The 22,970-nt window shown below is 69.4% G+C and carries 15 protein-coding genes; 5 read left to right on the plus strand and 10 right to left on the minus strand.

Translation table 11 applies throughout. The features are described 5' to 3' along the window. Positions 1 to 128: 128 nt before the first annotated feature. Positions 129 to 764: a hypothetical protein gene (locus LZ199_RS07640; RefSeq protein WP_253992991.1), complete on the minus strand. Its 636-nt coding sequence runs from the start codon at positions 762 to 764 to the stop codon at positions 129 to 131. 70 nt (positions 765 to 834) lie between these two features. Further along, positions 835 to 1,641: a hypothetical protein gene (locus LZ199_RS07645; protein ID WP_253992992.1), complete on the minus strand. Its 807-nt coding sequence runs from the start codon at positions 1,639 to 1,641 to the stop codon at positions 835 to 837. A 399-nt stretch (positions 1,642 to 2,040) separates the two neighbouring features. Here LZ199_RS07645 and LZ199_RS07650 point away from each other — a divergent pair, with 399 nt between their 5' ends. Next, positions 2,041 to 4,314 carry a zinc-dependent metalloprotease gene (locus LZ199_RS07650; protein WP_253992993.1) on the plus strand — a complete coding sequence of 758 codons (2,274 nt, stop codon included), beginning with the start codon at positions 2,041 to 2,043 and terminating at the stop codon, positions 4,312 to 4,314. Positions 4,315 to 4,373: 59 nt separating this feature from the next. Here LZ199_RS07650 and LZ199_RS46650 read toward each other — a convergent pair whose 3' ends face one another. Further along, the gene (locus tag LZ199_RS46650) at positions 4,374 to 4,883 is read right to left on the minus strand and encodes a biotin/lipoyl-containing protein (RefSeq protein WP_323389344.1); all 510 of its coding nucleotides are present in this window, start codon (positions 4,881 to 4,883) and stop codon (positions 4,374 to 4,376) included. A 27-nt stretch (positions 4,884 to 4,910) separates the two neighbouring features. Further along, entirely contained in the window at positions 4,911 to 6,434 is a 1,524-nt protein-coding gene (accC, locus tag LZ199_RS07660; protein WP_253992994.1) for an acetyl-CoA carboxylase biotin carboxylase subunit, read from the minus strand. 156 nt (positions 6,435 to 6,590) lie between these two features. On the opposite strand from accC, the gene LZ199_RS07665 reads away from it, so the two are divergent. Continuing rightward, entirely contained in the window at positions 6,591 to 10,877 is a 4,287-nt protein-coding gene (locus tag LZ199_RS07665) for a hypothetical protein (protein ID WP_253992995.1), read from the plus strand. Between the two features lie 75 nt (positions 10,878 to 10,952). Here the strand turns inward: LZ199_RS07665 and LZ199_RS07670 are convergent, their stop codons facing one another. From LZ199_RS07670 to LZ199_RS07680, 3 genes are all read right to left on the minus strand, one after another. Then, positions 10,953 to 11,564: a hypothetical protein gene (locus tag LZ199_RS07670; protein ID WP_253992996.1), complete on the minus strand. Its 612-nt coding sequence runs from the start codon at positions 11,562 to 11,564 to the stop codon at positions 10,953 to 10,955. 120 nt (positions 11,565 to 11,684) lie between these two features. Then, entirely contained in the window at positions 11,685 to 13,247 is a 1,563-nt protein-coding gene (locus LZ199_RS07675; RefSeq protein ID WP_253992997.1) for an acyl-CoA carboxylase subunit beta, read from the minus strand. A gap of 50 nt (positions 13,248 to 13,297) precedes the next feature. Continuing rightward, complete coding sequence (locus LZ199_RS07680; protein WP_253992998.1) at positions 13,298 to 14,005, minus strand: Coq4 family protein; 708 nt, start codon at positions 14,003 to 14,005, stop codon at positions 13,298 to 13,300. Between the two features lie 232 nt (positions 14,006 to 14,237). Here LZ199_RS07680 and LZ199_RS07685 point away from each other — a divergent pair, with 232 nt between their 5' ends. Beyond that, positions 14,238 to 15,395, plus strand: coding sequence for a site-2 protease family protein (locus LZ199_RS07685; RefSeq protein WP_253992999.1), 1,158 nt, complete (start codon positions 14,238 to 14,240; stop codon positions 15,393 to 15,395). 66 nt (positions 15,396 to 15,461) lie between these two features. On the opposite strand, the gene LZ199_RS07690 is transcribed toward LZ199_RS07685, so the two are convergent. The 3 genes from LZ199_RS07690 to LZ199_RS07700 form a co-directional block, all read right to left on the minus strand. Then, positions 15,462 to 16,196, minus strand: a complete 735-nt coding sequence (locus tag LZ199_RS07690) for a laminin G domain-containing protein (protein ID WP_253993000.1) — start codon at positions 16,194 to 16,196, stop codon at positions 15,462 to 15,464. 188 nt (positions 16,197 to 16,384) lie between these two features. Continuing rightward, positions 16,385 to 17,806, minus strand: a complete 1,422-nt coding sequence (locus tag LZ199_RS07695) for a hypothetical protein (RefSeq protein ID WP_323389427.1) — start codon at positions 17,804 to 17,806, stop codon at positions 16,385 to 16,387. 268 nt (positions 17,807 to 18,074) lie between these two features. After that, the gene (locus LZ199_RS07700; RefSeq protein WP_253993001.1) at positions 18,075 to 18,428 is read right to left on the minus strand and encodes a hypothetical protein; all 354 of its coding nucleotides are present in this window, start codon (positions 18,426 to 18,428) and stop codon (positions 18,075 to 18,077) included. 270 nt (positions 18,429 to 18,698) lie between these two features. On the opposite strand from LZ199_RS07700, the gene LZ199_RS07705 reads away from it, so the two are divergent. Continuing rightward, positions 18,699 to 21,782: an aminotransferase class I/II-fold pyridoxal phosphate-dependent enzyme gene (locus LZ199_RS07705; RefSeq protein WP_253993002.1), complete on the plus strand. Its 3,084-nt coding sequence runs from the start codon at positions 18,699 to 18,701 to the stop codon at positions 21,780 to 21,782. A gap of 177 nt (positions 21,783 to 21,959) precedes the next feature. Further along, positions 21,960 to 22,958 carry a methyltransferase domain-containing protein gene (locus LZ199_RS07710; protein WP_253993003.1) on the plus strand — a complete coding sequence of 333 codons (999 nt, stop codon included), beginning with the start codon at positions 21,960 to 21,962 and terminating at the stop codon, positions 22,956 to 22,958. Positions 22,959 to 22,970: the final 12 nt, after the last annotated feature.

Below are 22,970 nucleotides of genomic sequence, written 5' to 3' on the forward strand. Positions count from 1 at the left end.
AGCCACCAACGCGGCGCCCTGGACGGCCTGAGCCAGCCCCATGTAGCGATCTCCAAGAGCGAGATCGCCACACCCTCAACCAGCTTGGTAGCCCCATGCAAGGGCTACCTAACTGATCAGCATTGCGCCTAGCGACAGACGCGCGTCTTCATGCCGCAGGGGATGTCGAAGCTGCCCGCGACGCGGATGTTGCGGACGGTGACGCCGGGCTTGTTCGCCGATTCGTGCGTCCGGGCGTTGAAGGTGAAGGTGCCCGCGACGCCGGTGCTGTCGAAGCGGGTGAGCACCAGCACGCCCGGCTCGGTGAGCATGTAGTTGATGCCCTTGAGGCGCAGCGCCACGGGAAGCTGGCCGCGCTTCTCCTCGAAGGTGACGAGCGAGTACGTGCCCGGCTTGAAGGGGATGCTCTCCTTCGTGTTCGTCCCGGGGAGGATGCTGAGGCTGCCCAGCGCGCCGTCCGAGGCGCTGATGCAGTGCAGGGACAGGGGACCCACCAGGCCCGCGCCGCGCGCCGCCTGCTTCGCCAGGGCGGCCTGAGTCTTGTTGGGGTCCTTCTTGGACTTGCTGGCGACCTTCGCGAGGAGCTGACTCAGCTCCTCCGGCGACACCCAGTGGTCCGAGGTGGCGGACTGGGTCCCTCCCTGGCCCGTGAAGGCCATCTGCACGCCTCCCATCACCCGGACCTCGCAAGTGCCCTGGCGCTTCGCGGCGAGCGCGGGCAGACAGAAGAGGAGCGCGAAGGCGACGGTGGCGGCGTGTCGCATGACGGCGAGCCCTGGGGAGGGGGGCGACCTGGGTTGCGGGGCGCCCGGTGGAGTCCAGGACTCTAGAACGTCACGGCGCCGGTGAGGCGCTCTTCGGGGCGGTTCCATCCGGCGGCCGGTCGATTTCCTCGGCGGGGAAGTGGGCGGCGGCTTCCAGGTAGCGGGGCGGTTGGACCTTCCGTCGGTCCTTGCGGTTGAGGTCCTCCGGCTCCACGAAGGTTGGCTCCGCGCCGGCGCGCTGCTCCACGCGGGCCCCGTCGCAGAAGTGCCACGTGGTGTCGCCCGCCAGGCCCTGGCGCGCGTAGAACACCGTCGCCTCGCCCACCTTGGGGTTGGCCGTGCACCACGTGCCGCGCGCGGTGCTCTCGCGCTGGGGCGTCTCTTCCTTCCACTTCTCCTGGGCCGCCCGCACGGCCGCGGCCGCGAGCACCGCGTCGGACTCGGACAGCCGCGTCCGCGCCTCCTTCAGCAGCTCCTGACCCCGGCGCGAAATCTCCGGGAAGGCGCCCTTGTCCTTGAAGCCACAGCGCGCCAGGCCCCGGAGGTTTCCCTCGTGGACGTCCAGCACCTTGGGCAGCGAGGCCTGGGCCTCCTTCAAGAGCTCCACCTGCTGCGCGTGCTCCAGCGCCCGTGGATTGGAGAGCTGCTCCGTCCCGTTGATGAAGCGCGCCAACAGGCCGTTGACCGCCGTCAGCTCGTCATTCAGCCAGCGCTGCTCGGCGTCACACGGGTCGGACTTGGCGCCGCCATAGTCGCGGTAGTCCGCGCGGGACATTCCCAACGTGTAGTGCTGAACCGGGGGCGCGGGCCGTGACGCGCACGCCGACAGCGCCGTGCCCAGGGCCGCGAGCAGGACTCTCCGACGAAGTGACTTCATGACGCTCCACTCTGCCATGTGGTTTGCGTGCAAACAAACCAGGACGGGGACTGGAGCGCCGTTCGTACTGCGAGTGTACGGGAGTGATTAAAGCGGGCAGGCGATGGGCCTGCTCCTCGAGTCCCGCCTCCAGGCCACCCCAGTTCGTCAGCCGCGCTCCGGCGACATCAGTCCCTCCAGATGGGTCGAGTCAGGGGTTTCCAAGATACAAAAGTGACTGGGATTCATTTGTCGCAAGGTCGCGTTCCGGTTCTTGTCGATGGGGTGGGGGAGATGGTTGTCCGGTGAGGGGTATCCAGGGGCGGGGTGGGCTGGCCGGGAAGTTGGAGAGGGGGCGTCGTTCTCCGGACAGGGCGTGTGTGTTCCACGCGCCCTGGAACCTGGAACCGGAGATGCACGATGCGCGAACGGAAGGTCTTGCCGAGGGGCTCGCTGCTGGGGGCCCTGTTGCTGACGCTGTTGTGGGGGCCGGGCTGTGGTGACACCGGAGGGGCACCCGCCGTCGAGGTGGACCCTCCCGAGGAGGGGGCGGCGGAGGAGCTGGACGGGGCCTTCGTCGCGGTGCCCCGGACGGTGAGCGCGGAGGTGAAGCGCCAGGCGGAGCAGAAGCTGGAGGGCGTGGTGGAGGACTCGGGGACGAGCTTCTACCTGGCCATCCGCAAGAGCGAGCTGGGGCAGCGGTGGTTCCTGTCCGCGTACCTCACGCAGAACCACCCGGGGGGCGTCTACTACAACGCGGCCAGCTCGCTGGGCACGCGGGTGGTGAGCTTCAAGGAGCAGAACGGGAAGCTGTTCGTCCTGGACGTGGATGACCGCAAGGTCATCAGCGACGTGTTCGAGCCACAGGTCCTGGTGGAGGCGTACCCCATCGTCACGGACCATGCGCCGTTCAACCGGCGGCGGAGCTCGGACAAGTACGTGCTCATCGACCCGACAGCGGGGTTCAACCGCTTCGGGGTGATGGGGGATTTGAACGCGAGCCTGTTGCAGGCCCACTTCCAGGTGGAGCTGAGCTTCGCGCAGCGGCTGCGGCCCATCGCCGACGGCGTCACCTTCGAGCAGGTCTTCACCGGCTACTCGAACCTGCCCGATGACCTGGCCCCCCTCTTCCTGGAGGAGAACCCGTTCCGCACGTCGGGCACGCTGAGCGTGGCGCTGCGGCGCTACAAGGAGAGCCCGGGCTATGTGCCCACGCCGCCGCCGGACGTGGAGCACTACTTCCTGAGCGAGGAGAAGCTGATTCCGAACACGGGCAGCTACACGGAGCAGGTGGCCTCCAAGTGGGCCATCTACCCGGGCATGACGCCCATCCGCTGGAACATCACCTCCAGCATCCACACCGTGCAGAATGACCCGCGCTTCCAGGAGTACGACGTGGTGGGCGCGGTGAAGCGGGGCATTGAAAACTGGAACACGGCCTTCGGCTTCAAGGCGCTGGAGGCGGTGGTGGCGGACGGCTCGCGCGACTTCGGCGACGACGACGAGAACTACCTCATCTTCGACCCGGACCCGTGGACGCCGTTCGCCTTCGCCAACTGGCGCTCCAATCCGAACACCGGCGAGGTGCGGGGCGCCAGCGTCTACATGAGCAACATCTGGCTGGAGACGGCGCACCTGGACTTCGAGGGGGACGTGGACGCGCTCGCCGCCGAGCGGCCCGTGCACCCGCTGCGCCTCACGTGGTCCGGCATGGGCGGACAGGCGCTGTGCGATATGCGCAAGGAGGCCCGGGTGGCCAGCACCGAGACCGCCGGACTGGCGCCGCCGGGCACGCCGCTCACCAAGAAGCAGAAGGTGGAGGCGCACCTCACCCAACTGGTGCTGCACGAGATTGGCCACACGCTGGGCCTGCGCCACAACTTCGCGGGCTCCAACATCTATGACGGCAGCGCCACGGGACGGCGCTCCAGCTCGGTGATGGACTACACCTCGGACCTGGACAACGTGTACGGCGACATGCCGGGGCCGTATGACGTGCAGGCGGTGCGCTACCTCTATGGCCTGTCACCGGACCTGCCCACGTATCCCTTCTGCACGGACCCGGACACGCGCGTCGACCCGACGTGCAACCGGTATGACCGCTTCGACGAGCCGCTGACGAAGTTCTACGTGCCCGCCCTGCACCAGGCGCTGGCGCAGTTGATGGCCGCCTCTCCGGCGACGTACCCGCGGCTGGCGTACCTCTTCAACACGAACGCCAACTCGGTGTTCCAGTTCGTCCGGGCGGGGAGCGCGTCGACGCAGTTGCTCGCGTACCAGCTCGCGCTGCAGACGGTGCGGCCTCCGCTGGTGGTGCCGCCGGGGGCGCCCGCGCTCCATGCGCAGCGCGCGGATGACCTCGCGCGTCGGCTCCTGTCCCGGCTGTATCTGGACCCGGCGGCGGAGCGGGGCGTGTTCTCCGCGAACCCGTCCAACGCCACGGCGCTGCTGTCCGCGGTGCTCACGGACGTGCAGGCGATTCTGCTGAACACGGATGGGGTGCGTGGCTACGCGGCGCGCAGGACGATGGTGGACATCCTGAAGGCGCAGCAGACGCTGGCTTCGTACTCCACGCTGGCGTCGGCTCGGGACACGCTCACCGCGCAGCTTCCGTCCCTGGGCGCGGATGACCGCCTGCAGACCGCGGACTTGATTGCCCGCATCACCGCGGCGCTGTCGCCCTACTACCGCTGAGGCCTGGGTGCCTGGGGGCGGCGCGCGAGCAACAGGCGCGCCGCTCCCGACGAAGGCCGCTACTCGACGATGACCAGCCTGGCGTTGTTCTCCACGGTGGTGCCTTCCTTGGCGAACAGCTCGGTCACCTTGCCCGCCTTGGGGCTCTTGAGCTCGTTCTCCATCTTCATGGCCTCCACCACCACCAGGCCCTGGCCTTCCTTCACCTCGTCGCCCACCTTCACCAGCACCTTCACCACCTTGCCGGGCATGGGCGCGGTGACGAGCTGCTTGCCCTCCACGGAGAAGGCGGCGGTGCCCGCGCGCAGCCGCAGCCGGCGCTCGTCCGCCACGTCGAAGCGGCTGACCTGGCCGCGCAGGAGCACGCCGACCTCGTCGCCGCTCTCCTCGAACTCGGCGCTGTAGGACTGGCCGTCCACCAGCATGCTCATGGTGCCGTGCTCGAGCGCCAGCGCGTCCACCTGGTAGGTGACGCCGTTGACGGTCAGCTTGTACCTGTCGCCCCCCAGGGCCTCCAGGTCCACCGGCACCGCTTCCTTCTGCCCCTGCTGCTTCGTGAAATAGCGCATGGAAGTCTCGTGAACTCGGAGGTGGGGTTACCGGCGGCGGGAGCGCAGCGCCAGGCGCCACGGGCTGATGCGTCCACTGCTCGCGTCGGCCGCGTCCGCCTTGCCACCGGGCATCTTCTTGGCGCGCTTCGTGTCGCGCTGGTGCGCGTACACCGCGCTGGCCAGCAGGGCCATCTCGCTCAGCTTCGGGTCCTCCACGCCTTGCAGCGTGGTGTGCTCGCGGCCGAGGAAGCCCGTGTCGTAGTCGCCCTCGATGAACTCGGGGTGCGCCAGAATCGCGCGCAGGTAGCGGATGTTGGTGGTGATGCCCTTCACCACGTACTCGGACAGCGCGCGCTGGGCCCGGGCAATCGCCTCGCGCCGCGTGGGAGCCCACACGGACAGCTTGGAAATCATCGGGTCATAGAAGTTGGGCACCGTGTAGCCGGGGAACACGCCCGAGTCGTCGCGGACGTTGGGGCCGCCCGGCACGCGCAGGTACGTGATTTTTCCCGGGCTGGGCATGAAGTTGCGCGACGGGTCCTCCGCGTACACGCGCACCTCAATCGAGTGGCCGCGCGGCGTGGGCGCCTCCAGCAGCGGCAGCTTCTCGCCCTCGGCGACCTTGATTTGCAGCGCGACGAGGTCCAGCCCCGTCACCCACTCCGTCACCGGGTGCTCCACCTGGAGGCGGGTGTTCATCTCCAGGAAGTAGAAGTTGCGGTGCACGTCGACCAGGAACTCCACCGTGCCGGCGCCCACGTAGTTGACGGCCTTGGCCGCCTTCACCGCGACCTCACCCATCTGCGCGCGAAGCTCCGGCGTCAGGATGGGGCTGGGCGTCTCCTCCACGACTTTCTGGTGCCGGCGCTGCGCCGAGCACTCGCGCTCGTTCAGGTGGATGACGTTGCCGTGCGTGTCGGCGAACACCTGGATTTCGACGTGGTGTGGCTTCTCGAGATACTTCTCGATGTAGACGGCGTCGTTGCCGAAGGAGTTGAGCGCCTCGCTCTTGGCGGAGCGCCACGCGGACTCGAAGTCGCCCATGCCTTCCACGCGGCGCATGCCCTTGCCACCACCGCCGCCGGCGGCCTTGAGCATGATGGGGAAGCCAATCTTCTGCGCGTACTCGCGGGCCTCGGCCTCGGTGGCGATGGGCTCGGTGGTGCCGGGGACGACGGGCACGCCGACCTTCATCATGTTCGCGCGGGCGCGGGTCTTCTCGCCCATGGCGTCCATGGCGGCGGCGGGCGGGCCGATGAAGGTGATGCCGGCGGCCTCGCAGGCGCGCACGAAGGAGGCGTTCTCGGAGAGGAAGCCATAGCCGGGGTGGATGGCGTCCGCGCCGGAGGCCTTGGCGGCGTCGAGGATGCGCTGCTGGACCAGGTAGCTCTCGCGGGAGGGCGGCGGCCCGACGAAGAAGGCCTGGTCCGCGGTGCGGACATGCAGGGCGGAGCGGTCTGCTTCCGAGTACACCGCCACGGTGGCGATGCCGAGTTCCTTGCAGGTGCGCATCACCCGGATGGCGATCTCGCCGCGATTGGCGACGAGCACTTTGCGGATCTTGGGCATGGCCGCCCGTCTACCACGGGCCGACCCGTTTTGCGTGGGTTGGATGGGGTCATCCCGGGGCCCCTGGGACGGGGGCAACCCACCCCCGGCGTGGCTCGTGGGGCGTCCCGGGGATGCGGTAGGCTCAACGGCGGGGCCGTACAGGAAACACTCTTCATGCACTCTTCGTCCGTCGTTCCCTCCCGGCTCTTCACGCTGGGAGGTGGGGCCCTGCTCGCCGTGTGGCTGAGCATGTCCGCTTGCAGGCAGTCCGACCCGCCCCTGGCTTCGGAGTCGCCGCCGCCTTCGACCGCGGCCGTCTCGCCTCCCCTGGACGTCCAGGCGGTGGTTCGCCGGGCGGAGCGCGCGTTCCGTGCCGGGAAGACGGGGGCCTTCTCGGGGGACCAGGACACCTATTCCCTGAGCGTGGAGCCTGATGGCTCCCTGGTGCTCGTGCCTCGTCATCTGGTGGAAGGTGTCGCGTCGCCCGCTGACGCCTCGCGTGCGCCGGGCAAGGTGACGGCACGGCCTGTCACCAGCGCGCCGTTGAGGGTGCGCACGGTGGAGGTGTCGCGCGGTGGACGGTCGCTGCTGGAGGGCTTGGAGGCCTCGGTCCGGAAGGATGGCGCGCTGGCGTTGGCGCGCGGGCCGGTGGTGGAGGTGCTGGAGAACGGCGACGTCGGCGTGGAGCAGCGCTGGGAGTGGGCGACCCAGCCCGAGGGCACGGGCGACCTGGAGATCCGCGTGGCCGTGGAGGGCCTGGAGTACGCGGGCGTGACGGAGCACGGGCACCACTTCGTGGACCCGGTGACGCGGCTGGGCGCGCGCTATGGCCGTGCGACGTGGGTGGACGCGGCGGGTCGCAGGACGGACGTCGAGACGGTGCGCGAGGCCAGGGCGTTGGTGATGCGGGTGCCGGCGCGGGTGCTGGAGGGCTCGGCGTGGCCGGCGGTGCTGGACCCCGTGGTGTCTCCGGAAATCGACCTGGATGTTCCGCTGCCGGTGCCCAACGCGCTGTCGAACACGGAGTCCGCGGTGGCCTTTGGCGGGGGCGTCTACCTGGTGGCCTGGCAGAACCGCATCTTCACCCAGGACGAGCTGCTGTTCGCCCGGGTGCGCGCATCGGATGGACAGGTGCTGGACGTGGGGAGCCTCGCGCTGGCGCTGGGGACGGGAGACCAGCGCTTCGTCGCTGTCGCCTCCAACGGGAATGACTTCCTGCTGGCGTGGGAGGACTCCCAGGTCAGCTCGACGACCGGGCCCTATTCGGACCTGAAGGGGGCGCGTGTGCGGGGAGCGGATGGACGGCTGCTCGACCCGATGCACCTGATTCTCTCCGCGTCCGTGGGAGACGAGCGCCGGCCCGCCATCGCCTCGAACGGTACGGACTACCTGGTGGTCTGGGAGGACGACCGGCGCATGTACAACACCCCGGATGTCCGTGGCACGCGGGTGAGGGCCTCGGATGGCGCGATTCTCGATGTGGGAGGTCGGTTCATCGCGGGGGGATACAACGCCACCAACCACTGGCTGCCCCAGGTGGCGTACGCCCAGGGCCATTACCTGGTCACCTTCACCAACGGCGACCTCCGTGGCACGCGGGTCCGTGCGTCGGACATGGCGGTGCTGGATGGCAACAGCGGCTTCATCATCTCCACGTCCGCGAACATCCAGGCCCAAGGGAACCTCGCCTTCGACGGGGAGCTGTTCCTGGTGGTCTGGACGGACTTCCGCAACGGCTCCAGCAACCCGGACATCTTCGCCGCGCGCGTGCGCCCGGACGGGACGGTCCTGGACCCGACGGGACTGGCCATCTCGACGGCGGCGAACCGGCAGGAAGGAGGGACGGTCGCCTCGGCCGAGTATGGCTTCCTCGTGGCGTGGCAGCACACGGTGTCCAGCAACGTCACGGACATCCATGTCGCGAGGGTGGGCCGCGACGGAGTGGTGGGAGGCTCGCGGACCGTGGGACAGCCCTCGTCGGTGAGTGACCAGGAGAAGATGCCTGCCCTGGCCAGCGGCAGGGGAGGGACCTTTTTCGTCGCGTGGAATGAGACCCGTCCCACGTCTCACAGCGTGGTCTCCGGCGCGCTGTTGGACGTGTTCGGGGGGATGCTGAGTGCCGAGCAGATGCTCTCCGCGGACGTGAGCGCGGAGCAGGCGCCCGCGACGGCCTATGCGAATGGCACGTACCTGGTGGTGTGGCAGGACAATCGCGCGCGGAGCAATGTCTCCGATATCCTGGGCGCTCGGGTGAGGGCGTCGGATGGGGTGGTGCTCGATGACCCGCCATTGCTCATCGCGACCTCCGCGCGCCTGGAGGAGCTGCCGAGCGTGGCGACGGATGGGAGCCAGTTCCTGGTGGTCTTCCAGCATCGGTCTGAGACCGTCTCCGACAGCAGCAACATCTTCGGCGTCCGAGTGCGGGCGTCGGACGGGGTGGTGCTCGACGGCACGATGATTCCCATCTCCACGGCGGTGCGCGACCAGCGGGCCCCCTTGGTGAGCTTCGCCGGGGGTTACTACCTGGTGGTGTGGACCGACTTCCGCACGGGAGGGCTCTATTCGGACATTTATGCCGCGCGGGTGCGCGCCTCGGACGGTGTCGCCATGGATCCGCAGGGCATCGCGGTGTCCACGGCGGCGGCGGACCAGTTGAGCCCGGTGGTGGTCTCTGGGGGTGAGCAGTTCTTCGTGGTCTGGCAGGACCGGCGCGTCTCGAACTTGTCGGATGTCTATGGCGCGCGGGTGCGTGCGTCGGATGGCGTGGTGCTGGATGCGTCTGGCATCGCGGTGGCGACGGACACCTGGGGCGAGGTGTCTCCCACCGTGGCGTTCGACGGGAGCCATTACCTGGTGGCCTGGGAGGACCAGCGCTTCGCGGACGGAACGATTCAGGGGCGTCGGGTGAGAGCGTCGGATGGCGTGGCGCTCACACCGGCGAGGATTCCCCTGGCCTCCGCGCCGGTCCACCCGCTCCAGTCGACCCTGGCTTTCGATGGGATGCGATATCTGCTCGTGTGGAATCGGGACTACGTGAGCTACTCGGAGGTCATGCTTCACGGGCGCCGGTTCACGCCGGAGGTCGTGCCGGTGGATGCAACTTCGTTCCTCATCACCGACAACGCGCCCTTGGGCGCGGGGCGCATCGCGGCGGCTTCCTCCGAGCCGGGGCGGTTCCTGGTCGCCTACAGCGACTATCGATTGTTCCCACGCATCCGGGCCCGGCTGGTGTCGGACCTCTTGCCGACTGGCAACCCCTGTTCGCTGTGGAATGAGTGCGAGAGTGGGTTCTGCGTCGATGGTGTGTGTTGCGACAAGTACTGTGGTGGGGGCGCTGGGACGGACTGTCAGGCCTGCAGTGTGGCGGCGGGCGCGGGAGCGGATGGTGTGTGTGGTGCGGTCCGCGCCGAGGTGGCGAAGGTGTGTCGTCCCGTGGCGGGGGGCTGCGACGTCGCGGAGGCCTGTGACGGCGTGGGGGTAGCGTGTCCCGTGGATGGTTTCGTTGGTGCGGGTGTGGAGTGCCGCCCCGCCGCGCATGCATGTGACGTCGCGGAGACGTGTGGTGGGCAGGCCGTGGCGTGCCCCGACGATGCGCTCGCGGAAGATGGAACCGCGTGTGTCGACGCGAGCGCGTGCACGTTGAGTGACACGTGTCAGTCCGGTGTCTGCAAGGGCGCGGAGCCCGTGGTGTGCACGGCGCCGAATCCGTGCATGCGGGCGGGAGTCTGTGATTCCGAGACGGGCGTGTGCTCTCCGCCCGAGCCCGTCGCGGATGGGACCGCTTGTGATGATGGCAATGCGTGCACGCAGAGCGACACCTGTCAGGCAGGTGCGTGCACGGGTGCGGATCCGGTGATGTGCGGCGCGAGCGATGTCTGCCACTCGGAGGGAAGCTGCAATCCCTCCACGGGCGTGTGCTCGAATCCGGAGCGTGAGGACGGAAGTGTATGTGCGGGCGGCGCCTGCGAGTCCGGCGTGTGCGTGCCCACACCTGATGCGGGCAGTGCGCCAGACGCGGGGACGGAAGACGCGGGTACCGAGCAGGATGCTGGCGCCCAGGATGCGGGAGGCCTCGACGCGGGAGCTCCCACGGATGCGGGTGAGCCCGACGCCGGCGTTCAGGACGCAGGGGCCTTCGACGCGGGAACTCCACCTGACGCGGATTCGGGCTCATCGCCTCAGGACTCCGGTACCGGGCCTGATGCCGGTCCTTCACTCGACGCGGGGGCGAATGACCCGGACGCCGGTGCCGACGCGGGAGCAGGGGACGCTGGCACCGGTCCTTCTCCCGACGCGGGCCCGGGGAACTCCGACGCGGGCTCACTGCCCGGGGGCGTTCCACCTGCGGAGGAGACGATGGGCTGCGGCTGCGGCGTCCCCGCCGGCTCCTCGAACCTGGGCTTGTTGACGCTCCTCGCGGGCGCGGTGTTCCTGCGCGCCGCGCGTCGTCGTCACGGGTGACACGCGGCCTCGCTCTTCGCCCTTCCGTGTCCTCACGGTCCGGAAGGGCGCGGTGATTCGCCGGCTGTCGCGGACCTACTTCCGGGCGGTGCGGTACTGCTCCATGTAGGCGCGCGCCTGGGTCAGCTTGGCCTCGACGAACCGGTCATCATCGTCCGGCTCCGGGGGCTTCGTGGGAGGGGCGTTCGTCTCTCCGCCGAAGTCCACCGCCGCCGCCAGGAGGTTGCGCGCGGTGTTTCCACCCCCGAACATCCGTGCCAGCAAGCCCGTCTCCACGTCCAGCCAGCGAGCAGCCTGGCGCATGACGTCCAGCACCTCGCCCTCCACCGCCTTGGCGGGGCGGCCCGGGCCACTCACGCACGTGCGGGCATAGCTGTGCTCCCGGTCCACGAAGATGCCCAGCACGCGCTCCCGGAAGTCCTGGGACAGCGCCTGCGACATGGCGTCCAGCTGCTCCTCCAGGAAGGGCTGCTCGGACTTGCGGGCCTTGCGACCGGGGGCGGGGGGCAGGGCCACCTCGGCGGCGTGCCAGCCCGTCTCGGCCAGCCCCTCCGGAGGGGCTTCCACCCACTTCACCTCCGGCACTGGCAGGTCCACCGCCTCGCAGACGCGTTTGAGCGTCTGACGCACGGCGGTGAGGTTTCCTTCGACGTCGGCGAGAAAGAGAAGCAGTCGGCGGTGGGACAAATGGGGGTTCCTTTCCTGGCCACCTGAAAGCCCGCGCGACGCACGAGAATTTCCCGCATCGCCTGAGCCTGCCTGCTCTCCAGCCGACGGAGAGCAGGCATCCAGGGGCCTGGAAGGAGTCTACAGCGGGATGTTCCCGTGCTTTCGCGGCGGGTTCTCCTGCCGCTTGTCTTTCAACATCTCCAGCGCCCGGATGACCTTGGTGCGGGTCTCCTCGGGCCGGATGACCTCGTCGATGTAGCCCAGCTCCGCCGCCTTGAAGGGGTTGGCGAACTTCTCGCGGTAGTCATTCACCAGCTTCGTGCGCTCGGCGGCGGCGTCCTGCGCCTTGAGCAGCTCGTTGCGGAAGATGATGTTGACCGCGCCCTCGGGCCCCATGACGGCGATTTCCGCGGTGGGGTAGGCGTAGTTGATGTCCGCGCGGATGTGCTTGGACGCCATGACGTCGTACGCGCCGCCGTACGCCTTGCGGGTGATGATGGTGATTTTGGGGACGGTGGCCTCGGCGAAGGCGTACAGCAGCTTGGCGCCGTGGGTGATGATGCCGCCCCACTCCTGGTCGGTGCCGGGCAGGAAGCCGGGCACGTCCACGAAGGTAATCAGCGGGATGTTGAAGCAGTCGCAGAAGCGCACGAAGCGCGCGGCCTTCACGCTGGCGTCGATGTCCAGCACGCCGGCGAGGAACGCGGGCTGGTTGGCGACGATGCCCACGCTCTTGCCGTTCATCCGCGCGAAGCCGACGACGATGTTGCGCGCGAAGTGTTCCTGCACCTCGAAGAAGTGCTTGTTGTCGACGACGGCCTTGATGATGTCCTTGATGTCGTAGGGCTTGTTGGGGTTGCTCGGGACAATCGTCTTGAGCGACTCCTCGGCCCGGAACGGGTCGTCATCACACGGCTGGGCCGGCGGGTCCTCCTGGTTGTTGGAGGGCAGGAACGAGAGCAGCTCGCGCGTCATGACGATGGCGGCCTGCTCCGTCTCCGCGGCGAAGTGCGCCACGCCGGACTTCTGGTTGTGCGTCAGCGCGCCGCCCAGCGACTCCTTCGACACCTCCTCGTGCGTCACCGTCTTGATGACGTCCGGGCCGGTGATGAACATGTACGAGGTGTCCTTCACCATCATGATGAAGTCGGTAATCGCCGGCGAGTACACCGCGCCGCCCGCGCACGGCCCCATGATGAGCGAAATCTGGGGCACCACGCCGGAGGCCAGGGTGTTGCGCAGGAAGATGTCCGCGTAGCCCGCGAGGCTCTCCACGCCTTCCTGGATGCGCGCGCCGCCGGAGTCATTCAGACCGATGACGGGCGAGCCCACGCGGGTGGCCATGTCCATGATCTTGCAGATCTTCTGGGCATAGGCGCCGGACAGCGAGCCGCCGAAGACGGTGAAGTCCTGGGCGAACACGAAGACCTGGCGGCCCTCGACGGTGCCGTAGCCGGTGACGACGCCGTCACCCGGAATCTTCTTGTCGCCCATGCCGAAGTCGGTGGAGCGATGGGTGACGAACTTGTCCAGCTCGGTGAAGGAGCCGGGGTCGAGGAGCAGGTCGATGCGCTCGCGGGCCGTGAGCTTGCCGGCCTCGTGCTGTTTGGCGATGCGGTCGGCACCGCCACCCAGCTCGGCCTGCTTCTCCATCTGCTGGAGGCGTGCGCGGAGGGGGTCCTTCTCGGAGGTCTCGTCCATGGGCCGCCCTCTAGCACGATTGGGCGGCTCGCGCGCTGTCCGGCTTCGCGTCAAGCCGCTCTGCGAGAGGGGTCCTTCTTCACCGGGGGCGCCGGGGCGGGGAGCAGGGCGTCCACCGCGGCCAGGTCCAGGCCGAAGTGTTGGCGAACGTCAACAAGGGGGACCTCCCACAGCTCGCGCCAGGGGGTGCCGAACACGGGCCGCGCCTGGCGCCCCAGCACCCAGCCCCGGGTGAGGGCCTGCATGCGTGCGTCGCGCTCGGAGAAGGCGTAGAGCAGGGTGTTGGCCATGCCCCCGGTGAGGATGCCCAACGCGAAGGGGCTGCCCAGCTGCGCCAAGCTGAAGGCCTGGACGCCCAGCTCTCCGGCCACGTCGGTGCGAAAGCCCGTGAGCACGTGCCAGATGTCGTGGGACTCCAGCAGGTGGGCACGGACGTAGTCCTCGTCGGTGTGGGCCTCGCGGTAGGGCAGGGCGCTGGGGTCCAGGTTGTTCTCGGTGAGGTGGTCGGCGAAGGCGCGACCCAGGGTGCCTTCGGGCAGCGTGCGCATCCGGACGAGCGGCAGCAGTCCGACGCGGGGGCGCTCGATGAAGGCGCGTGCGGTGACGGGTGATTGCATCAGGCGCTCCACCATGCGGCGCATGGCCGTGGGCGGCGCGAGCACTCGGGCCAGGTCGATGATGTCCTGGAGGCGGTGGGGGTCCTGGAGCACTCGCACCATTCTCCAGGCTTCGCGCGCGAGCGTGAGGGGGTTGTGCACGGGGTCCTCCGGGGAAAGGGGGGACTCGGCCAGGGACCGAGCGGGAGCACGGTAGCCAGCGTTTCGCGGAGCGGGAGCGCGCTGCGTGGTGGGGTGCTCGTGGGTGGACATCGTGGGGGTCGGGAGGCCCGGACAGCGGACACTCAGGAGGCAGACGGGCGAACGAGTCATTCCCGGCACCGTGCGCGCATCGGGTGCGGGATGGAGCTTGAAGGGGAGCAAGGAGGCGACGATGCGCGAGTCACGAGGTGCGTTGAAGTTGGGCTCGCTGCGGGGCATCCCCATCCGCGTCCACTACTCGCTGCTGCTGGTCCTGCCGCTGCTGGCGTATCTGTTCGGCGGCGCGTTCCGGCGGGCGGCGGAGGTGGCCAATGTGCCTCCGGAGCAGCTGATGGGCTTTCCCATCGTGTGGGGGCTGGGCGTGGCGGTGGGGTTGTTCGCGTCCGTCTTCGTCCACGAACTGGCGCACACGTTCTACGCGCTGGCGCGGGGCGGGCAGGTGCGCTCGATTACGCTGATGATGGTGGGCGGGGTGTCGGAGCTGTCGGAGGCGCCGCCCCGGCCTCGGGACGAGGCGCTGATGGCGCTGGTGGGGCCGCTGACGAGCCTGGCGCTGGCGGGGCTGTTCGGCCTGGCGACGTGGGGCGTGGAGGGGACGACGTCGTTCAACCTCCGGTTCGCGTGCTTCTACCTGGCGAGCCTCAACCTGTTCCTGGGGCTGTTCAACCTGCTGCCGGCGTTCCCGATGGATGGCGGGCGCATCCTGCGGGCGGTGCTGACGGGGCGGATGGGAGCGGTGAAGGCGACGCGGGTGGCGTCACTGGTGGGGCGTGGGTTCGCGGTGCTGTTCGCGTTGTGGGGGGTGGTGTCTTTCAACCCGTTCCTGTTCGTCATCGCCTTCTTCATCTACATGGGGGCGGAGGGCGAGTCGCGGCAGGTGCGGATGAAGGCGCTGCTGGAGCGGGTGTCGGTGTCGGAGTTGATGACGCCGCGCGGGGCGGGGGTGGAGGTGGGGGCGCTGTTGGAGCAGGCGCTCTGGGATTTGCGGCGTGAGCGGCAGACGGTGTTGCCGGTGACGGAGGACGGGCGGCCGGTGGGGCTGGTGGACGTGGAGGCGGTGCGCGCGGTGTCGGAGACGGACCGCATCCATCGCCTGACGCGTGAGGTGATGAGCCCCGTGTTGGTGGTGCGGCTGGATGAGGATGGATGGCGGGCCGTGCGACAGCTGGCGGAGAACTCGGCGCAGCTGCTGGCGGTGGTGGATGCGGAGGGGCGGCTGGTGGGGACGCTCGACGTCGATGACGTGCAGCGGGGGATGACGCTGGTGCAGACGCGCGAGGAGCGTGCCGAGCGGGATGCGCGGCGCTGGCGGCAGGAGCGGCCGGCGTGACGGAAGGTCGAGCCTCCGAGGTGGATGTGATTCGGAGGCTCGACGGAGATTGGGCGTCAGCGTGGCTCAGTCGATGTTGAAGTAAACGTCGTCGATTTCGCCGTGGTACTGGTCGTTGTTGTTGCCGACGCTCTTGGCGCCGACGTTGACGGGCTGGCCCACGGGGTTGATGTCGTAGGTGGACGGGAGCAGCGCGCTGCCTCGCGCGATGTTGTCCACGAGGATGGTGAGCGTGGTGCTGGTGCGCTGACAGGCGACCTTGTGCCAGCTGCCATCGGCGACGCCCACGGACGACTTGACGATGATGACGTCCGCTCCGCCGGTGGTGCGGACCACGCAGCTGGGCTTGCCGAGCACGGCGTCATCGAGCTGGAGCTTCCACTGGGCGGTGCTCGCGAGGCCCTTCTGCACGAGGTTGGAGCCGTGGACGGAGGAGAGGTCCGCGAGGGTGAGGCGCACGCGGGCGCCGAAGGTGAAGAGCGCGGTGCCGGGATTGAGGCTGGTGTGGTCGGGGGTGGTGACGTTCGCGAGGGGGCAGCCGGTTCCGTCACACACGGCGGGGAACTTGACCCCCAGGCCGTCGAAGCCCGTCACGGGGACGACGGTGGCACCGTTCGCGGTCTGCACGGTGCCGGTGCGGCCCTTGCCGCTGTCGTCCACCACGGTGGTGACGGGGTTGGCCACCGCGTCGAACTTGTAGCGCAGCTTCTGGCTCACCGCGCCGGCCGCCACGGGGGCCAGCACCATCAGCGCGAGCGCGGTCCGCTTCGCCATCCGTCGAGGCTGTGTCGTCAGGGTCATGAAGTCTTCTCGTTGTCGTGTTGGGGTGTGGGTACGGCGAGGCGAGGATAGCCTCTCGTCCCAACGCGCTCGACAGGGTGGCCCTATCATCGCCACGGAGCAACTCGTCGATGCGGCGACACGGCTGTCGCTGGACGGAGCCGTGTTTCGGGCCGTGGCGGCGCGTTAGCCTCCGTTTGTGCCGCGCGCTACCGCACCTCGTCCGGCAGCAGCGTCCAGTCGAAGACGAAGCGGTGGGCGCCTCCGGGCGCGCTGTCCAGCCAGCCCGTGATTCGCTCACTGCGCGTCAGCAACGGGCCCAGCTCGGAGCTGACCGCGAAGAGCGCGGCGAGGTTCTCGTCCGCCATCACGTCCGCCAGTGACACCTGCGAGAGCCCGCGCGCGAGCAGCCTCGGGTCCAAGACGAAGTCCGCCGCGCGCTCCAGCTTCGCCGTCGTCTCCGGCAGCGCCGCCATCGTCGCCTGCATCACCGTGTCGTCGTTGCCCACCACCAGGTGCTTGCCCTTCTGCCGCACGAACACGTTTCCACCCTTCACCGACAGCACCCAGCCGTCCTCCAGCACCTTCACTCCATTCAGCACGCCCAGCGGCGCCAGCGCCTGCTTCACCGCCGCCGCATCCTTCACCTCCGCCGCCAGCGCCTGCTTCACCGCGAAGAAGCGCGCCTCCTGCGTCCGCAGCGAGCCACGCACCTGCACGTTGCTCATGTTCACCAGCATGTTCCCCGTGAGCTGCTTTGCCACGGCGTCCGCCGAGGCCTGCAGTTGCTCCTTGGGACACGTCGCGCAGGCGGCCTGGATGGTCGCGCGCAGCGAGCCCACGGCCTGCTCCAGGCCCGCCGGCGCCACCGCCACGCGCGAGAACAGCAACCCCTCCGGCTTCATCGCGCCATAGGGGCTGTTGCTCTTCGCCTGGAAGGGCGGCAGCGGCAGCTTCATCGCCGTGCCATCCACCTTCAGCGCGCTCGCCGCGCCATCCAGCCCCAGCACTGTCTCGCCCGTGGCGAGGAACGCGACCCCCGTCACCTTGCTCAGTCGCGCGTCAGGCGCGGGCGCCTTGCCCACCAGTCGCACGGACTCCTTCAGCAGCGCGGCGGCACCCGCATCCGTCGCTCCGTAGGCGCAGACCTCCTGCCCCTTGAGCGCGTAGCCCATCGCCCCGCCCGCGTCGCGCGTCGTGCTCACCGTCGTCACGCCCTTCGACGTGACCGACTTCGCCTCCGCGCCTCCCGCCTCCGTCATGGCCTCCGCCGCCTTCTGCTGGAACACCTTCGCGTCCGACACGCGCATGCAGGACACGCGGCCGTCCACGCGCAGCGACACCGTGGCCGGCCCCGTCACATCCAGCCCCACCGCCGTGAGCGTCTCCGGCCGCGTCGGGTCGATGGTGAGGAACGGGTGCAGCTCCGCGCGCCACGCTGAAGGACGCAGCAGCGCGGAATACGTGCCCGCGCGCTCCAGGAAGGCGGAGAGCCCCGTCAGCGCATCCAGCTTGGGAATGTGGACGACCGTCTGGGCCGACGCGGCGGTGCGAGGAGCAGGAGCAGCCGCCAGCGCGGCGGCGAGGACGAGCGAGGAGAACATGCCCCCGTGAGAGCAGCGCTCCTCCACCTCTGTCAAGACACTCGCACTCCCATGGCGGGACGAACCCGGCCGACCCTGGGGCGAACGGCCAATGGTGGACGATGGCGCTCCAGGTGAGGCCCCGCGCGAGTCGCCTGCTCGCCTGTCTTGAGGCTTTCGAGCACTTCGCTAACGGCCGTCCCGAGTGCTACCCCGGTGAAGCACAGGCGCGAAAGCCAGTCCGCACCGCTGCTCCACCGGTCCCCCCTCCCGTCCTCTTCATCGAGCGAGGACGGGAATGTCTCAGCGTGTCTCGCTACAGCCGGCCGATGTTGGCCCACTCAATCATCCGCTCCGCCAGGTCCTCGGCGTTGCGGCGCAGATGCGCGAGCTGGAGCATCTGGTCATCCGACTCCGCCAGCGTCATGCGCCGCACCAGCAGGTCCGCGAAGCGCACCACCTGCGCGATGCTGATGCAGTCGGCGTCCTCGCCCACTCCCGCGAAGCGCGCGACTTCCGCGTCCACGTCCAGGTGCTCGTCCTGCAGCGCCTTCACCAGCGCCGAGCGCGACACCGGCGTCTCGTACTCCTCCGGATTGCGTAGCTGTCGACGCCAGGGCTGCGATTCCCACCGGACACGCACGGGGTCCCGGAAGACCCTGTTTCGCATCGGTTGGGTGCTCATCATTCCCTGCATGCCGGACCTGGCCGGCGACCAGAAGCTGAGTTCCATCAGTGCCCCCTCTCCACCACGGGGTCTGTCCACGAGCGTGACCGACTTCATCGTCTCCAGCCGTCCCTTCCCGTCCTGCCCACCCACCACATTCCCTATTACGAACGAGTGGCCGAACCTTGATTGGAGCCACGGCGCCAAAGGGTTGCGTCCACACGCCACGCGCGCGTTGACACAGGGCGGTGGGCCCGGGACAGTCCGCGCGCCATGCCGACCTATCCCTCCTCCCCCCGAGAGGCCTTCCACCTGCTGCGCGCACTGTCGGAGGACCTGGCCCACCCGGAGCGGCGCGCCCGGGCCCGGGTGGAGCTGCGCGAGCTGGCGGAGCTGTCCCGGGAGCAACCCGAGTCCGCCCCCCTGCGGCTGGTGACGGTGACGGTGGCGGCGGGAGCGTCCCAGGAGCGCCTGGAGCTGTTCCTGCTGCCCTCCATCTTCGCGCCCGAGTCCTGGGCCTATACCTTCCTGGAGGGACTGCTCAGCGTTCCCCTGGACGAGTACGCCGGCAAGCGACTGGTGGAGGTGGGCGCGGGCTCGGGGTGGATTTGCCTGGCGCTGGCGAAGTTCACGAAGCTGGCCCACATCCACGGCGCGGACCTCAACCCGCACTCGCCCGTCGTCGCGCGCTGCAACGCGTGGCTCAACGGCGACGAGTCGCTCGTGTCCCGCCTCTCCTTCGCGGAGAGCGACTTGCTTCGCGGCGTGCCCGCGGACCCCGCCTGGGACTTCGTGGTGGGCTGCATCCCCCAGGTGCTGCGCACGGAGGAGCTCCCGGGCGAGCTGTCGCAGGCGGACGAGCAGGCGCTGTATGACCTCTCCAACTACTGCACGTTGCAGAACGTGTACGAGGACCACTTCGGCCTGGGGCTCATCGCGCGGCTGCTCGACGAGGCCCCGGAGCGGCTGGCGCCCACGGGCAAGCTGCTGCTCAACCTGGCGGGCCGTCCGGGCCGCCCCATCATCGAGCGCATGTTCACCCGGCGCGGCTTCACCACGCGGGTGCGCGTGGCCCGGCGCGTGAGGCAGGCGGCGGACACGGACATCCGTCCGCTGGTGGCGCTGGAGCAGCGCACCGGGCGCGAGTTCGAGTTCTTCATGGAGGCTCGCAGCCCGGAGCCGCTGCGCGCGGCGACCGCGCTGGGCTGGCTCCAGTCCGGGCACGCGGTGTGGCACGAAGTCGCTGTCTGGGAGGCGCACCTGTCGCGCCCGCGCGAGACGCTGGCGCTGCGTCAGTCCCTGCGCGAGCTGGGCATCCCCACGCTCCAGGAGGAGCTGGACCTGGGCGCCGCGTCGCCCGAGCAGCTCGGCTTCGTCTCCGCGCTGTCGCACCGGCTGGCGAAGGGGCCGCTGCTGCCGTACGCGCACGAGGCCGGGGATGCGTCCTTCCGGGGCCAGGTGGTGCGCTACCTGGAGCGCTACTTCGGCCTGAGGCTCGCGGAGGAGGAGCTGTTCGTCGCGCCCGAGCGGGAGCAGGCGGTGTACTCGCTGCTGCTCGCCACGTGCGACGTGGGCGACGAGGTGCTGGTGTCGCGCAACCTGCATCCGCTCTACGCGCGGGCGCTGGAGAAGGCGGGCGTGCGCGCCACGGTGACGCACACGACGCTGGAGGAGATTCGCCGGCTGCTGTCCGCGTTCGACGTGAAGATGGTGCTGCTCACGGTGGAGAAGGGCGAGCGCACCAACCTGTCCGTGCTGCGCGACATCATCGCGGAGGCGGCCAAGCGCGGCATCTGGGTGGTGCTGGACGAGAGCGCCTTCTTCAACATCACCGGCGAGGTGGAGCCGCTCACGCTGTTCGAGTTCCTGGCGCGCGAGCCGTACTCCCCCAACCTCGTCGTGCTCTACGGCCTGGTGAAGAACGCGGTGTGGCCGGATTTGGAGCTGACGCTGCTGCTCCCCGTGCCGGAGCCCTTGCGCGCGGACCTGGAGGTGGCGGCGGAGGTGACGTACTCGCGCATCAGCACGCTGGCGCAGTGGTTCTACGAGCGCACGTTCGCGGACCTGCTGTCGTTCCGCATCTCCTTCGCGGAGCCGGAGCCGCCCGGGCCGCGCCGCGTGCCGGTGGTGCCGCTGCCGCGCTCCTCCCGCATCCAGACGCTGTCGGGCTTCCCCGCCTTCGCGCCCAAGGTGTTCCGCGAGGACGACGCGGAGCTGGTGCGGCTGGACTACGGAGAGAACGAAGGCCCGCTGCCGCAGCCGCTGGTGGAGGGCCTCATCGCCGCCGCCGCCGCGCCGCTCGACACGGGGGCGCAGACGGGCTTGTCCGAGGCCGTGGCGGCCTTCCTCCTGGAGACGCGCGCCGCGCGGTACTCACCCGAGGAGCTGGTCATGGCGCCGGGCGTCTGGCCGCTCATCCACCTCTTCGGCGTGGCCCTGCGCAAGCGCCTGGGCAGAGCGCCTCGAGTCTTCGTGGTGACGCCCTGCTACGGCGTGCTGCCGCCCACGTTCGTCTCGGCCGGGTGCCAGGTGGAGCAGGGGACGCTGGCGGAGCTGCTCTCTCGCAGGGGCCAGGGGGCGAGTGGCCCCGACGCCGTCGTCATCTCCCAGCCCGCCAACCCCACCGGCGTCTACGTGGCCCGCGAGGAACTGGTGGCGCTGGCCAACTACGTGGTGGAGCAGCGCTGCCTGCTCGTGTCGGATGAAATCTTCGGGCTGGTCAACCTCACCAGCCCCACGGCGGAGACGGTGCACAGCCCGGTGACGCTGGAGGGCGCGGTGCCGGGCGTGGGCGCGCGCACCGTGGTGCTGGGCGGGCTGTCCAAGGAGTTCGCCGCCGGTGGGCTGCGCGTGGGGTGGCTGGCGACGCGGGACAGGGCGCTGGCCTCGGCGGTGCGCGACGGCGGCCCGGGCGTGCTGCACCTCATCACCGCGCGCGCGGCGGCGTACCTGTACGCGGCCTATGCGCGCAGCCCGGATGGACAGCTCCTCTATGGCGCGCGGCACCGCTCGCTGCGCGGCTTCCTGACGAAGATGCGGCGCGAGCTGGCGGAGAAGCGCGAGCTGCTGGCGCAGGCGCTGCCCGGGGATGCGCGCGCGGAGGGAGGCGACGCGGGAGGCCTCTTCCTGGCCCCGCGCATGACGGCCTGGCTGGGACGCGAAGTCGACGGCGAGACGCTCACGCCGGAGAACCTGCCGCGCATCGTCTACGCGCACACGCACGTGGTGCTCAACGGCGGGCCCTGGTGCTCGGACCCCGAGCGCGTGCGCGCCGTGTTCTCCATTCCCAGGGAGAAGCTGGTGAAGGCGTGTGAGCGCTTGAAGGCGTTCGGCGCGAAGCTCGTCGCTGGCTCCTGAGTCGCCCGACGCGGGCCCTCTTGTTGGTTGGTGAACCGGAGGGCCGTTCAAGCGGGGACAGAGACCCAGCCCCCACGCTGGATGGGCTGGGGCCTGCCTTTCAAGCATGGTTGGGAATCCCGGCTTCGGGGCGCTGCTCGGAAACAGGGGCTTCGACTTCACGTCTTGGGGGGTGTCATGCCCAATCTGCTCGACCTGCCGCGGCAGGCGTTGATGGACCTTCGTTCTCGTTTGAGCCACCTGCCGCTCATGTCCCAATTGCCGTTGCGCAACATGGTGCCGGACAGCCTGTCGTTGTCGAGCCCCGCGCCGCAGGACTCGGTGCTGGCGGACCCGGCGCGGGTGCTGGCGTGGCAGAAGGCGTGCGAGCGCTACGTGAAGCCCGGGCAGGCGGTGATGGACGTGTGCACCGGGACGGGGCTGCGCACCTTCCTGGCGGCGAGCCGACATCCCCGGCGGCTGTACGCGGTGGACGGCTCGCGGCTCCTGGACACCGCGCAGTGGGTGGCGCGGCGCAACGGGTTGGAGAACATCGACTTCGTGCGCTCGCACCCGTGGAACTTCCAGGCCCCGGAGAAGGTGGACGTGCTGCTGCACGACCTGCTGGGCGAGGCCCTCTTCGACGCGGGGCTGGTGCCCAGGATGTTGGACTTGCGCTCCCGGGTGCTGCGGCCCGGCGGGCGCATCCTCCCCAACCGCTTCGAGGTCTTCGTGGAGCCGGTGCAGCTTCGCGACGAGGCGTGCATCCCCTTCATCTGGAGTCAGCGCTTCCCCAGCGTGGACTACAGCTGCCTCCAGACGCTGCGCGAGGCGATGAACCCGTCGTACTTCACGCGCGTGGTGCGCTCGTACGAGGTGGACCACCTGCTGTGCGACCCGGAGCCCGCCTTCGCCTTCGACCTGGAGACGATGGCGGCGGATGGGCTGCCGCACCGCGTGCGCTTCGAGCGGCCGGTGATGGAGGAGGGGCGCGTGGACGGCTTCTGCCTCTTCTACAAGGTGGCCTTCGACGCGGAGCTGTCCTTCACGGTGTCGCCGCTGCGCGGACAGAACCACGCGGGCATGACGCTCCTGCGCGTGGACTCGCGCGAGTTCGCTCGCTACGAGACACTCGCCTTCGAGCTGGAGATGGCGGACCCCGCGGATGTGGGCACCTGGCGCTGGCACTTCTGCTGAGGGCCCAGGCAG

Origin of the sequence: Myxococcus qinghaiensis, from assembly GCF_024198215.1 — a bacterium.
In the GTDB taxonomy this organism is placed as follows: Bacteria; Myxococcota; Myxococcia; order Myxococcales; family Myxococcaceae; genus Myxococcus; species Myxococcus qinghaiensis.